Here is a 12758-nt window from a genome sequence, read left to right as displayed (position 1 = left end):
CAATCCAGAGCTGCAATCTGGATTGACGATGTTGGGCAAGCAAGCCGCCGACTTGATCTCCATCGATTTCGGACATCAGTGGCCGCCCGTTACCGGCGCAGGCGGGCCGTAGACTTCCGGCTTCTCGACTTTCTCCCGGTCACCGGCGAGCACGCGCTGCACGCTGACGAAGAACACCGGCACTAAGAGCAGCGCGAGGATCACGACGGCGATCATGCCGCCCATCACGCTAGTGCCGAGCGCCTGCTGGCTGGCGCCGCCGGCGCCGGTCGCGATCGCCATCGGCAGCACGCCGCAGACGAAGGCGAGACCGGTCATCAGGATCGGGCGGAATCTGAGGCTGCACGCCTCGATCGTCGCCTCGACCAGCGGCTTGCCCTGCGCGCGCAAGTCCTTGGCGAACTCGATGATCAGGATCGCGTCCTTCGCCGCAAGACCGATGATGGTGATCAGGCCGACGGTGAAATAGACGTCGTTCGACAGGCCGCGCAGCGTCGCCGCCACCACGGCGCCGAGAATACCGAGCGGGATGGTGAGCAGCACCGCGAGCGGAATGGTCCAGCTCTCGTAGAGCGCCGCAAGCAGCAGGAACACCACCAGCACCGACAGCGCGAGCAGGAACGGCGCCTGCGAGCCCGACAGCTTCTCCTGCAGCGACTGGCCGGTCCACTCATAGCCGAAGCCGCGCGGCAGCTTGTCGGCGAGCCGCTCCATCTCCGCGATCGCATCGCCCGAGGTGAAGCCGGGCTTCGCCTCGCCGGAGACGCGCACCGCCGGATAGTAGTTGAAGCCCGCAATTTGAGTGGGCCCCTTCGTCCATTCGATGGTGGCGAAGGCCGAGAACGGCACCAATTGCCCACGGCTGTTCTTCACATTGTAATTCAGGATGTCGTCCGCGTTCATGCGGCTGGTCTTGTCAGCCTGCACGATGACGCGCTGCATCCGCCCACGGTTCGGGAAGTCGTTGATGTAGTTCGAGCCGAGATTGGTCGAAATCGTGTTGTTGATGTCCTCGAAGGTGAGGCCGAACGCACCGGCCTTCTCGCGGTCGATCATCAGATTGACCTGCGGCGCCGGCGGCAGACCCTCGACATAGACCTTCTGCAGGATCGGGCTCGCATTGGCCTCCGCGATCAGGCGGTCGCTTGCTGCGATCAGCGCCGCATAGCCCTTCTGGCCGCGGTCCTGCAGGCGGAACGAGAAGCCCGAGGAGTTGCCGAGGTTGTCGATCGGCGGCGGCTGCAGCGCCGAGATCCTGGCGTCGCGGATCGACGACAGGTCGCGGTTGATGTCGGCGACGATGGCGGCAGCGGAATCCTTCGGGCCGCGCTCCGACCAGTCCTTCAGCGTGATGAAGGCCTGCGCGGTGTTCATGCCCTGGCCGAGGAAGCTGAAGCCGGTAAGGAACGTGACGTTCTCGATGCCGGCGCGATCCTTCAGGTACTTCTCGACCTGCTCGACCGCACCTTCCGTGCGCACATAGGACGACTCCGACGGCGTCTGCACGTCGGTCGTGATGAAGCCCTGATCGTCGACCGGGAGGAAGCCGCCGGGCAGCCGCACGAAGCCGTAGGCGACGCCTGCGAACAGCACGAGATAGATCAGCATCAGGCGGCCGGTGCGCTTCAGCGAGCCCTGCACGGTGCGTGTGTAGCCGGCGCGGCTATTGTCGAGCACGCGGTTGAACCAGCCGAACACGCCCTTGCGGGCATGGCCGTGGCCCTTCTCGACCGGCTTGAGCAGCGTCGCGCACAGCGCCGGCGTCAGCGACAGCGCGAGCAGCGCCGAGAACGCGATCGCCGCCACCATGGTGACCGAGAACTGGCGATAGATGATGCCGACCGAGCCGGGGAAGAACGCCATCGGCACGAACACCGCCATCAGCACCAGCGTGATGCCGATGATGGCGCCGGTGATCTGGGACATCGCCTTCCTGGTCGCTTCCTTCGGCGGCAGGCCCTCTTCGGCCATGATGCGCTCGACGTTCTCGACCACGACGATGGCGTCGTCGACCAGGATGCCGACCGCCAGCACCATGCCGAACATGGTCAGCATGTTGATGGAGTAGCCCACGGCCATCAGGGTCGCGCAGGTGCCGAGCAGCGCCACCGGCACCACGATGGTCGGGATGATGGTGTAGCGGATGTTCTGCAGGAACAGGAACATCACGATGAACACCAGCACCACCGCCTCGACCAGGGTCATCAGGACCTTCTCGATCGAGGCCTTCACCACCGGCGTGATGTTGTAGGGAATCTCGTAGGAGATGTTGGCCGGGAAGAAGCGCGACAGCTCCTTCATCTTGGCCTCGACCGCGCTCGCGGTCGCCAGCGCATTGCCCTTCGGCGACAGCAGCACCGAGAGACCGGCTGTCGGCTTGCCGTCGAGACGGGTGTTGAACTGGTAGCTGAGGCCGCCGATCTCGATCCGCGCGACGTCGCGCAGGCGGACCGTCGAGCCGTCGGCATTGGCGCGCAGGATGATCGCGCCGAACTCGTCGGGCGAGGAGAGCTGGCCCTTGACCAGCACCTGCGCGGAGATCTTCTGCGTGTCGGTGCTGGGCTCGGCGCCGATGCTGCCGGAGGCGACCTGGGCGTTCTGCGCCGTGATCGCCTTGTTGACGTCATCGGCCGAGAGGCCGTAGCCGACCAGCTTGGCCGGATCGATCCAGATGCGCAAGCTGCGTTCGGTCGAATACAGCGTGGCGCGGCCGACGCCGGGGATGCGGCGCACCTCGCCCAGCACGTTGCGGATCATGAAGTCGCCGAGACCGACTTCATCCAGCGAGCCGTCGGTCGAGTTCAGCGTGATGATCTGCAGCACGGCCGAGGAGGCTTCCTCGACCAGGATGCCCTGCTGGATCACGGCGCGCGGCAGCCGCGCCTCGACGCGCTTGAGGCGGTTCTGCACCTCGACCGAGGCTTGGCTGGTGTCGGTGCCCGGCTTGAAGTTGGCGATGATCTCGACCTGGCCGAGCGAGTCGGAGGTCGATTCGAAGTTCAGGATGTTGGCGGCGCCGTTGAGCTCCTCCTCGATCAGCCGCGTCACGCTGTTGTAGAGGTTCTCAGGCGACGCGCCGGGATAGCTCGTCGAGATCGAGATCGAGGGCGGCGCGATGATCGGATACTGCGCGACCGCAAGCAACGGAATCGAGATCGCGCCGATCAGACAGATGAAAAGCGCGACGACCCAGGCGAAGATCGGCCTGTCGATGAAGAAGCTGGGCATGTCGGATCACCGCACCGCGTGCGCGGTCTGTTGCGAATCCGGTGCCGACGCAGCGTCGATCTCACGCCAGGCCAGCGGCCGCACCTTGTCGCCGGCGGCGAATTTCTGGAACCCCTCGACGACGACCTTGTCGCCGGCCTTGAGGCCTTCGGTCACGAACCATGAGCCGCCCTGCAGCGAGCCGGTGCGCACCGGCTGCACCGCGACGTGATTGTCGTCCTTGACGACGAACACCTCGCTGCCGCCGCCGCCATTGCGCTGGATCGCCTGCTGCGGCACCGCGATCGCATCGCTGTCGATGCCCTGCTCGATCAGCACGCGGACATACATGCCCGGCAGCAGGATGCGATGCGGGTTGGGGAATTCGCCGCGCAGGGTCACCTGCCCGGTATAGGCATCGACCTTGGCGTCGGAGAACAGCAGCTTGCCCGGCACCGGATAGATCGAGCCGTCGTCGAGCACGAGGCGGACCTTCATTGCGTCAGGCGCGATGCGCTCGAGGTCGCCGCTCTCGAAGGCGCGGCGGAGCTGGTTCATCTCGGTCACCGACTGCTGGAAGTCGGCGTAGATCGGATCGAGCTGCTGGATGGTCGCAAGGCTCGCGGCGTCGTTCTGGACCACGAGCGCGCCTTCGCTGATGACCGCAGCGCCGATGGTGCCGTCGATCGGCGCGCGGATCGTCGCATAGTCCAGGTTGAGCTTCGCACGTGCGACGTCGGCCTCACGGCCCTGCACGTCGGCTTCGGCCTGCTTCAGGTTGGCGATCGCCTTCTCGTTTTCGGCCTCGGAGGTCGCGCGCTGTTGGGTGAGCGTCGCGATGCGGCGGGCCTGCAGCGCGGTCTGCTCGAGCACGGCCTTGGCGCGCGCCAGCGCCGCCTCGGTCGACTGCAATTCGACTTCGAACGGACGCGGATCGATCTGATACAGGGGATCGCCGACCTTCACCTCGCTGCCCTGGTGGAACATGCGGTTGACGACGATGCCCGAGACGCGCGGGCGCACCTCGGAAACGCGGGTCGGGGCGATGCGGCCCGGCAGCTCGCGCACCATCGCGCGCGCCTGCGGCTTCACGGTGACCACGCTGACGTCCGGCTCGGGTGCTTGCACGGCGGCGGTTGCCGAATTCGGTTCGTCGCAGCCAGCAAGCAGTGGCGCCGTCACGGCCAGCATCAGAGCAATGCATGCCGATTGCGCGCGAAGTCCAGACATTGAGATGATCGCCCCTGAAAGGTTTGGGCAAACGAACGGCGGTGTCACGGCGACAGCGCTCGCGTTGCTGCGGTGAAAATAAAATCTGCTTGCTGCGACGCAATGCGTTTCTCGGGCGGCTCATTGTCACAGAACGCTATCACCCTGATTTCGCGGCATGTTTTATCTTGTCACCGCATTGTGAGCGGGTTCCATCGCAGGCTGTGGGAATGCGTTTAGGGACTGCGTGCGCGGGAACGCGCCATTTTGCCTGCGCAGGAATGCCGCACCTTGCGACATCGTGCGCTCCGGCCGAATCAGCACGCGTCGCACCCGCTCCCCCGACGAGGCGTGCAATCCGGCCAGATCTCGCGATCTGCGCGTGGTGGCGGGGACCTGTGCAAACGGCGATACGGCGGCCGCCCCGAAAGCTGCGCAAAGCGGCAACAGCTCGCCCCGTCTCAACCATCCGCCTTTGGATTCGGCTTTCCTCACTCAGCCGCTGTGCCATATTGCTGACAGATGCGGCCTTCGCGAACGGATGACCCGGCAATGCCCCCTTCCCGATCCGAGATGGAGATCGAACTGAGCAAGCTGTCCTCGCCCAGGATCTTCCTGGTGCGGATGCTGGTCTTCCTGGTGCTCTGCGGCCTGGTCGGGGTCGTGCTGTACAAGCAGATCGTCACCGCCTTCTTCGCCAATCCCGGTCTGAACGCCCTGATCGGCGCGGTGCTGCTGATCGGTGTCGTCCTGGCGTTCCGGCAGGTGATCCGGCTCTATCCTGAAGTGGCCTGGGTCAATAATTTCCGCATCGCCGATCCCGGCCTTGCGATCGAGCGCCGCCCGACGCTGCTGGCGCCGATGGCCGCCATCCTCGGCGGCGAGCGCATGGGGCGGATGTCGATCTCGCAGCAGACCATGCGGCATCTGCTCGATTCGATCGCAACCCGCCTCGATGAAGCCCGCGACATCTCGCGCTACATGACCGGCCTTCTGGTGTTCCTCGGCCTGCTCGGCACCTTCTGGGGCCTGATCGAGACGGTCGGCTCGGTCGGCAAGGTGATCGACGGGCTCAAGGTCGGCGGCGACGCCGGCGCGCTGTTCGATACGCTGAAGGAGGGCCTCGCCGCCCCGCTCGGCGGCATGGGCATCTCGTTCTCGTCGTCGCTGTTCGGCCTCGCCGGCTCGCTGATCCTCGGCTTCCTCGATTTGCAATCGAGCCAGGCCCAGAACCGCTTCTACACCGACCTCGAGGACTGGCTCGCCACCACCGTGCGCGGCATTTCCGGCGACGGCGTCGGGGCCGGCGGCGCCGATCTGCAGGGCGCGATCGACCGGCTGCGTGCCACGTTCGAGGAAGGCGGCGCCGGCGGCGGCGGCCGCAACACCACAGCGGCGATGGCCAATCTTGCGGAGGCGATCCAGGGGCTGGTTGCGCATATGCGCACCGAGCAACAGATGATCCGCGAATGGGCCGACGGCCAGGGCGAGCAGAACCGCGAGATCAAGCGGCTGCTCGAACGCCTCGCCCGCCAGCCCGAGAAGAGCTAGCCCGGGGGCAAGCAAGGAGAATTTCATGGCCCTCGCCCGCTCGCGCCGCAGCGAATCCGGCTTCAATTACTGGCCCGGCTTTGTCGACGCGCTGTCGACGTTGGTGCTGTCGATCGTGTTCCTGCTGTCGGTGTTCCTCGTCGTGCAGTTCTTCCTGTCCCAGGAAGTGACAGGCAAGGACAAGGCGCTGGAGCAGCTCACCGCCAAGATCGCCCAGCTCAACGACCTGCTGTCGCTGGAGAAGCTCTCCAAGCTGACGCTCGACGACCAGGTGTCGCAGCTCCGCGCCGGCCTCGCCTCTGCCGAGGGCGAGCGCGACCGCATGAAGGGGCTGTATGAGGGGCTCGCCAATTCCGGCAACGACGCGCAGGGCCGCGCCAACGAGCTCAACAAGGCGCTGGAGTCCGAGAAGAGCGTGTCATCGCGCGCGCTGGCGCAGATCGAGGTGCTGAACCAGCAGATCAGCGCGCTGCGCCGCCAGCTCGCCGCGCTCGAGGAGGCGCTCGACGCCTCCGAGAAACGCGACAAGGAATCGCAGAACCGGATCGCCGATCTCGGCCAGCGCCTCAACGTCGCGCTGGCGCAGCGGGTGCAGGAATTGTCGAAGTACCGTTCGGAATTCTTCGGCCGGCTGCGCGCGATCCTCGGCAACCGCCCCGATATCCGCATCGTCGGCGACCGCTTCGTGTTCCAGTCCGAAGTGTTCTTCGACACCGGCCAGGCGACCTTGCTGCCGGAAGGCAAGACCGAGCTCGATACCGTGGCGAACGCGCTGATCGACCTCGACAAGCAGATTCCACCCGAGATCGCCTGGGTGTTGCGGGTCGACGGCCACACCGACGTGCGGCCGATCATCAACAGCCCGCTGTTCAAGTCGAACTGGGAATTGTCCTCGGCGCGCGCGATCTCGGTGGTGCAATATCTGATCTCGCTCGGCGTGCCGGCGCAGCGCCTCGTCGCCGCCGGCTTCGCCGAATTCCAGCCGCTCGACACCGCGCAAACCGAAGACGCCTACAAGCGCAACCGCCGCATCGAGCTGAAGCTGACGGAGCGCTAAATCGCCGGGAGGTTGGCGGCAACGCACCAACCCTCCGTCGTCCCGGCGAAAGCCGGGACCCATAACCACAGGGTTGCGTTGTTGAAGTGCGCTGTGGCCCCAACGTCGCGCAACAATTGCCATTCGTGGTTATGGGTCCCGGGTCAAGCCCGGGACGACACTGAGTGTGTGGCTCGACTTCCTCAGCGCCCGACCATCCCGAGCAATTGCTCCGGATAGCGCGCGCCCTGCACTTCGACCGCGGCGACGGCCTTGCCGATGTCAGCAAGATCGGCGGAGCTCAGTTCGATGCGCGCGGCGCCGATGTTTTCCTCGAGCCGGTTGAGCTTCGTGGTACCCGGGATCGGCACGATCCACGGCTTCTGCGCGAGCAGCCAGGCCAGCGCGATCTGGGCCACCGTCGCGCCCTTGCCGGCGGCGATCCGGCCGAGTTGATCGACCAGAGCCTGATTGGCACGGCGGGCCTCCGGCGTGAAGCGCGGCACGAGGTTGCGGAAGTCGTCGCTCGCGAACGTCGTCGACGCATTGATCGCGCCGGTGAGGAAGCCGCGGCCGAGCGGGCTGTACGCCACGAAGCCGATGCCGAGCTCTTCCAGCGCCGGCAGGATCTCCGCTTCCACCCCGCGTTCCCACAACGAATATTCGCTCTGCAACGCCGTGACCTTCTGCACCGCGTGAGCGCGGCGGATGGTCCCGACGCCGGCCTCCGACACGCCGAAATGGCGGACCTTGCCCGCGGCAATCAGGTCCTTGACGGTGCCGGCGACATCCTCGATCGGCACCGCGGGATCGACCCGGTGCTGATAGAACAGGTCGATCACATCGATGTTCAGCCGTTTCAGCGAGGCGTCCGCGACCGCCCTGATGTGCTCGGGCCGGCTGTTCAAGGCGCGGTGCCGCTCGGCCATGGTGCCGATATCGAAACCGAATTTGGTGGCGATCACGACCTCGCTCCGGACCGGCGCCAGCGCCTCGCCGACCAGTTCCTCGTTGACGAAGGGGCCGTAAACCTCGGCGGTGTCGAAGAACGTAACGCCGCGCTCGACGGCGGCGCGGAGCATGGCAATGCCCGCGGTCTTCTCCACCGCCGGACCGTAGGCGAAGCTCAAGCCCATACAGCCAAGGCCGATCGCCGAGACTTCGAGATTGCTGTGACCGAGTCTACGTTTCTGCATGATGTCTCTCCGCATCGATGGCTGGATTTCGTCGCTGCGGGATTTAAGGCGTGCACCGCCATGCCATTAGACGTAGAAATCTGGATGGACTTATGAGCAGAGTTCATGAATGCCGCGTCACGACGTCAATGACCTGATCGCCTTCCTCGCCGTCGCCCGCGACCGCAGCTTCACCCGCGCCGCGGCGCGGCTCGGCGTATCGCAATCGGCGCTCAGCCACACCATGCGTGCGCTGGAGGAACGGCTGGGCGTGCGGCTCCTGACCCGCACCACGCGCAGCGTCGCTCCGACCGAGGCCGGCGAACGGCTGCTGCATGGCATCGGTCCGCGCTTCGAGGAGATCGAGGCCGAGCTCGCCGCGCTGAGCGCCCTGCGCGAGAAACCCGCCGGCACCATCCGCATCAATGCCGGCGAGCACGCCGCCGAGACGATCCTGTGGCCGGCGCTGGCCAAGTTCCTGCCGCGCTATCCCGACATCAAGGTCGAGGTCACCGTCGACAACGGGCTCGCGAACATCGTCGCGGAGCGCTTTGATGCCGGCGTCCGCCTTGGCGAACAGCTTGCGAAGGACATGATCGCGGTGCGGATCGGCCCGGATTTCCGCATGGTCGTGGTCGGCGCGCCGTCCTACTTCAAACGGCGCGAGCGCCCGACACGGCCGCAGGACCTGACGCAGCATGCCTGCATCAACATCCGCTTGCCGACGCATGGCGGCATCTATGCCTGGGAGTTCGAGAGGCGTGGCCGCCCGCTCAAGGTCCGCGTCGACGGACAATTAGTGTTCAATAGCGCCACGTTGCGGATCAAGGCGGCGTTGGCCGGCCTGGGGCTCGCCTATGTCGCCGAGGACCAGGTGCGCGCGCAGCTCGCCAAGGGACAATTGATCCAGGTGCTCGACGACTGGTGCGTGCCGTTTCCCGGCTACCATCTCTACTATCCGAGCCGCAGGCAATCCGCTCCGGCGTTCGCACTGCTGGTCGACGCGCTGCGTTATCGCGGCTGATCGCGAATGCTCTAGATCGCGCCGACCGGCTCCGCGGCCGGTTCGTCCGGCTCCGCCTCCGCGGTCACGAACTTGAGTCCGTAGGTCTTGCCGCGGCGCCAGACCACCTCGCAGGGGTAGCGCTTGGCATGGTCGGCGAGCAGCGTCAGCGCAAGGCGGTCCTTCACCTCGAACTCGACCTCGGTGGTGATCTTGGCGCCGCCGGGCGAGATGTCGACCACGGCGCAGGCATTCTCGGTCACGCCGTCGTCGACCGTGATCCACGCCGCACGGTTGTTGAGCTGGCGCCGCGGCTCGCGACTGACCTTGATCCGTGCTCCATTGCTCGCCATCGTCGTCGTCCTTGAAGACATTGGTCATTGAAAACTTGCAAGACCGCGCAGGTCGATCGACGCGCCCGGCACATAACCGCAGCGGCCACAATGCCGTCCCGCCGTAAAGTCCGGCTTAGCGCGATCGCTTGAACTTTACCGGAATCTTGACCCGGCTTTTAGCAAACGGGGATTCTGCAATTTCCTCAGCGGGATACCGGCCGCATTGGCGTTCCGGACCTTGACACCGCGACCGCACTATTGGTGAAGTGGCGGCCGTGGCTTCGGCCACATCCCTGCAACAAGAGCGCTTCAAGCCGCCATTTCCGACGGAAACGACCCATGCTGATCCCCCTCGCCGACGTGCCGCGCTGGTATGCCGAACGCAAGCCCACGGATGCGATCGCCGTCAGCCACGGCACGGATACGCTGACTTGGAATGAGCTCGAGCGCCGCGCCAATGCGCGGGCACGGGCCTTTGCCGCCAAGGGCGTCAAGCCCGGCGACTTCGTCGCGATCGGGTTGCCCAACAGCAACGCGTTCTTCGAGACCACGTTCGCGGTGTGGAAATGCGGCGCGACGCCGACCTCGCTGTCATGGCGGCTGCCGCGCGGCGAGGCCGCAGCCGTGCTCGAGATCCTGAAGCCGTCGCTGGTGGTCGGCGGCGAGGCCGACTGGAATGCGCCGAATTCACTGCCGGTGAATTTCGTGCCGGAGGGATTTTCCGAGGAGCCGCTCGATGCGCCGGTTGCGCGCTACTGGAAGGCGATGACGAGCGGCGGCTCGACCGGACGGCCGAAGGTGATCCTCGATCACAACCCCGCCGTGATCGAAACCACGGCGGAGCCGACGTTGGGCATCGCGCGTGACACCTCGCTGCTCAATCCGGGGCCGCTCTATCACAATGCACCATTCATCCTGTCGCATTTTGCACTGTTCGGCGGCGGACGGGTGACCGGCTTGGTGAAGTTCGACGCCGAGGAGACGCTGCGGCTGATCGAGCGCGAACGTGTGCAATGGGTCAACTTCGTGCCGACGATGATGCACCGGATCTGGGCGCTGCCCGAGGCGGTACGCAACCGCTACGACGTCTCCAGCCTGCAGATCGTGTTTCACATGGCAGCGCCGATGCCGCCCTGGCTGAAGGAGAAGTGGATCGAATGGCTCGGGCCGGAACGGGTCTGGGAGCTCTATGGCGGCACCGAGCGGCAAGGTGCCTGCGTGATCTCGGGCGTGGAATGGATGGCGCACAAGGGCTCGGTCGGCAAGATCGGCGAGACCGCGAAGCTGCGCATCATCGGCGAGGACGGCAACGACGTCGCGCCCGGCGAGACCGGCGAGATCTACTTCCTGCCCAATGACGGCGTCGGCTCCACCTATCATTATCTCGGCGCAACACCGAAGCGGCGGCCGGACGGTTGGGAATCGCTCGGCGATATCGGACGTCTGGATGAAGAGGGCTATCTCTATCTCGGCGACCGGCTCGCCGACATGGTGCTGCGCGGCGGCGCCAACATCTATCCGGCCGAGGTCGAGGCCGCGGTCAGCGAACATCCTGATGTGCGCTCCTGCGTCGTGGTCGGATTGCCCGATCCGGAATTCGGCCAGCGCGTGCATGCGATCCTCGAGCTCGCCGACGATGCCGATGCGCAGGAGATCGCCGACGGCATGGGCGATTTCCTCAAGGACCGGCTCAGCCGCTACAAGCATCCGGAAAGTTTTGAGCGCGTCGGCACCGCGCCGCGCGATGATTCCGGAAAGGTCCGCCGCACCATGCTGCGCGACGAGCGCGCCGCGTGGATCAAGGACAACCGCGCCTTCCGCATCATGCCGGCGCGCGCGAAGGCATGATCCGGAAAAGTGCGTCGCGGTTTTCCGGAAAGATCATGCCCAAACAAGAAGCTAGAGCGCGATGACAGATCTCATCGCGATGTAGAGGCGAATAGATTCACCTATCTTGCGAGGGGCAGGTCTGCACGCCAGATGAGCTGTGCAGGCCGCCGCGCAGGGTATATCATTCCATCTTCCCTGCCGGCAGAACCTCGGAGTACCTTGAGGTTCCAGCGCGCCCTGCACGCCAGGAGATCCCAGATGACTTCCACGACCGAACCGAAAGTGCCGCCGGCCTTTCAGCCCCGCCCTGAAGATTATCGCTATGACCTCGATCATGCGCTGATGAGCGTGGTTGGGCTGCATTCGATCATTCCGCCTGATGCTTTCAGCGCCGAGACGCTCGGCACCGAACGCGCAGGCAACGGCGTGCTGATCGACGACGGGCTGGTGCTGACGATCGGCTATCTGATCACCGAAGCCGCCACGGTGTGGCTGCATCTCGGCGACGGCCGCGCGGTCGAGGGTCACGCGCTCGGCTTCGATTTCGAATCCGGTTTCGGCCTCGTGCAGGCGCTGGGCAAGCTCGACATCGATCCGCTGCGCGTCGGCTCGTCCGCTGCAACGCAGGTCGGCGACAATGTCGTGCTCGGTGGTGCCGGCGGCCGCACGCGCTCGGTCGCAAGCCAGATCGCGGCGAAGCAGGAATTCGCGGGCTACTGGGAGTATCTGCTCGACGAGGCGATCTTCACCTATCCGTCGCACCCGAACTGGGGCGGCACCGGACTGATCAATAATGCCGGCGAGCTGATCGGTATCGGCTCGCTGCAGCTCGAGCGCGAACGCTCGAGCCGCGCCGAGCACGTCAACATGATCGTGCCGATCGATCTGCTGAACCCGGTGCTGAGCGACCTGCGCAGGTTCGGCCGTGTCGACAAGCCGGCGCGGCCGTGGCTCGGCATGTACACGACCGAGATCGACAACCGCCTCGTGGTGGTCGGCGTTGCCAGCAAGGGACCGGCGGCGCGCGCCGAGCTGAAGACCGGCGACGTGATCCTCGCGGTCGACGGCGACAAGGTGACGAGCCAGACCGGCTTCTACCGCAAGCTCTGGTCGCTCGGCGCAGCCGGCGTCGACGTGCCGCTGACGGTCTATCACGAAGGCGTCACCTTCGACGTCACGCTGACCTCGATCGACCGGATGAAGCTGCTGAAGGCGCCGCGGCTGCATTAGAGCGAAATGATTTCCGAGCGGATTGCCCTCTCTTCACCTCTCCCGCTTGCGGGGGAGGTCGCCACGCACAGCGTGGCGGGTGGGGGCTCCCTCCGCTCAAAGGTTCTCTCTTATACACATCTCCGAGCCCACGAGACATGTCCAGCAATCGCGTAAGCCGAGATGAGCGTGAAAAATGGGGG

General features: G+C 65.5%; 9 protein-coding genes. 5 read left to right on the top strand and 4 right to left on the bottom strand.

All coding sequences use genetic code 11. The features are described 5' to 3' along the window. Window positions 1-75 precede the first annotated feature (75 nt). Window positions 76-3228, bottom strand: a complete 3153-nt coding sequence (locus QMZ05_RS26365; RefSeq protein WP_353703405.1) for a multidrug efflux RND transporter permease subunit — start codon at window positions 3226-3228, stop codon at window positions 76-78. A gap of 6 nt (window positions 3229-3234) precedes the next feature. Continuing rightward, on the bottom strand, window positions 3235-4437 hold the full coding sequence (locus QMZ05_RS26360; protein WP_353703404.1) for an efflux RND transporter periplasmic adaptor subunit: 1203 nt from the start codon (window positions 4435-4437) through the stop codon (window positions 3235-3237). 531 nt (window positions 4438-4968) lie between these two features. On the opposite strand from QMZ05_RS26360, the gene QMZ05_RS26355 reads away from it, so the two are divergent. After that, on the top strand, window positions 4969-5967 hold the full coding sequence (locus QMZ05_RS26355) for a flagellar motor protein MotA (RefSeq protein ID WP_353703403.1): 999 nt from the start codon (window positions 4969-4971) through the stop codon (window positions 5965-5967). A 25-nt stretch (window positions 5968-5992) separates the two neighbouring features. Next, the gene (locus QMZ05_RS26350; protein WP_353703402.1) at window positions 5993-7024 is read left to right on the top strand and encodes a peptidoglycan -binding protein; all 1032 of its coding nucleotides are present in this window, start codon (window positions 5993-5995) and stop codon (window positions 7022-7024) included. 182 nt (window positions 7025-7206) lie between these two features. Here QMZ05_RS26350 and QMZ05_RS26345 read toward each other — a convergent pair whose 3' ends face one another. Further along, window positions 7207-8199 (bottom strand): aldo/keto reductase, encoded by a 993-nt coding sequence (locus QMZ05_RS26345; RefSeq protein WP_353703401.1) that lies wholly within the window; start codon window positions 8197-8199, stop codon window positions 7207-7209. A 109-nt stretch (window positions 8200-8308) separates the two neighbouring features. Here QMZ05_RS26345 and QMZ05_RS26340 point away from each other — a divergent pair, with 109 nt between their 5' ends. After that, entirely contained in the window at window positions 8309-9202 is an 894-nt protein-coding gene (locus tag QMZ05_RS26340) for a LysR family transcriptional regulator (protein WP_353703400.1), read from the top strand. Window positions 9203-9213: 11 nt separating this feature from the next. On the opposite strand, the gene QMZ05_RS26335 is transcribed toward QMZ05_RS26340, so the two are convergent. Beyond that, window positions 9214-9534 (bottom strand): PilZ domain-containing protein, encoded by a 321-nt coding sequence (locus QMZ05_RS26335; protein WP_353703399.1) that lies wholly within the window; start codon window positions 9532-9534, stop codon window positions 9214-9216. A 321-nt stretch (window positions 9535-9855) separates the two neighbouring features. Between QMZ05_RS26335 and QMZ05_RS26330 the strand changes: the two genes are divergently transcribed. Further along, window positions 9856-11364: an AMP-binding protein gene (locus QMZ05_RS26330; RefSeq protein WP_353703398.1), complete on the top strand. Its 1509-nt coding sequence runs from the start codon at window positions 9856-9858 to the stop codon at window positions 11362-11364. 240 nt (window positions 11365-11604) lie between these two features. Then, complete coding sequence (locus QMZ05_RS26325) at window positions 11605-12576, top strand: S1C family serine protease (RefSeq protein ID WP_353703397.1); 972 nt, start codon at window positions 11605-11607, stop codon at window positions 12574-12576. The last annotated feature ends 182 nt before the right edge of the window (window positions 12577-12758 follow it).

Origin of the sequence: Bradyrhizobium sp. INPA03-11B (assembly GCF_040446015.1) — a bacterium.
Lineage (GTDB): Bacteria > Pseudomonadota > Alphaproteobacteria > Rhizobiales > Xanthobacteraceae > Bradyrhizobium > Bradyrhizobium macuxiense_A.
The sequence above is the reverse complement of the archived record's forward strand: the minus strand, read 5'-3'. Positions and strand labels throughout refer to the sequence as shown.

Excerpts from the sequence above, each read along its gene's own strand:
- QMZ05_RS26335 (WP_353703399.1), bottom strand. The coding sequence starts at position 9,534 with ATGGCGAGCAATGGAGCACGGATCAAGGTCAGTCGCGAGCCGCGGCGC.
- QMZ05_RS26330 (WP_353703398.1), top strand. The coding sequence starts at position 9,856 with ATGCTGATCCCCCTCGCCGACGTGCCGCGCTGGTATGCCGAACGCAAG.
- QMZ05_RS26355 (WP_353703403.1), top strand. The coding sequence starts at position 4,969 with ATGCCCCCTTCCCGATCCGAGATGGAGATCGAACTGAGCAAGCTGTCC.
- QMZ05_RS26340 (WP_353703400.1), top strand. The coding sequence starts at position 8,309 with ATGCCGCGTCACGACGTCAATGACCTGATCGCCTTCCTCGCCGTCGCC.
- QMZ05_RS26360 (WP_353703404.1), bottom strand. The coding sequence starts at position 4,437 with ATGTCTGGACTTCGCGCGCAATCGGCATGCATTGCTCTGATGCTGGCC.
- QMZ05_RS26365 (WP_353703405.1), bottom strand. The coding sequence starts at position 3,228 with ATGCCCAGCTTCTTCATCGACAGGCCGATCTTCGCCTGGGTCGTCGCG.
- QMZ05_RS26325 (WP_353703397.1), top strand. The coding sequence starts at position 11,605 with ATGACTTCCACGACCGAACCGAAAGTGCCGCCGGCCTTTCAGCCCCGC.
- QMZ05_RS26345 (WP_353703401.1), bottom strand. The coding sequence starts at position 8,199 with ATGCAGAAACGTAGACTCGGTCACAGCAATCTCGAAGTCTCGGCGATC.
- QMZ05_RS26350 (WP_353703402.1), top strand. The coding sequence starts at position 5,993 with ATGGCCCTCGCCCGCTCGCGCCGCAGCGAATCCGGCTTCAATTACTGG.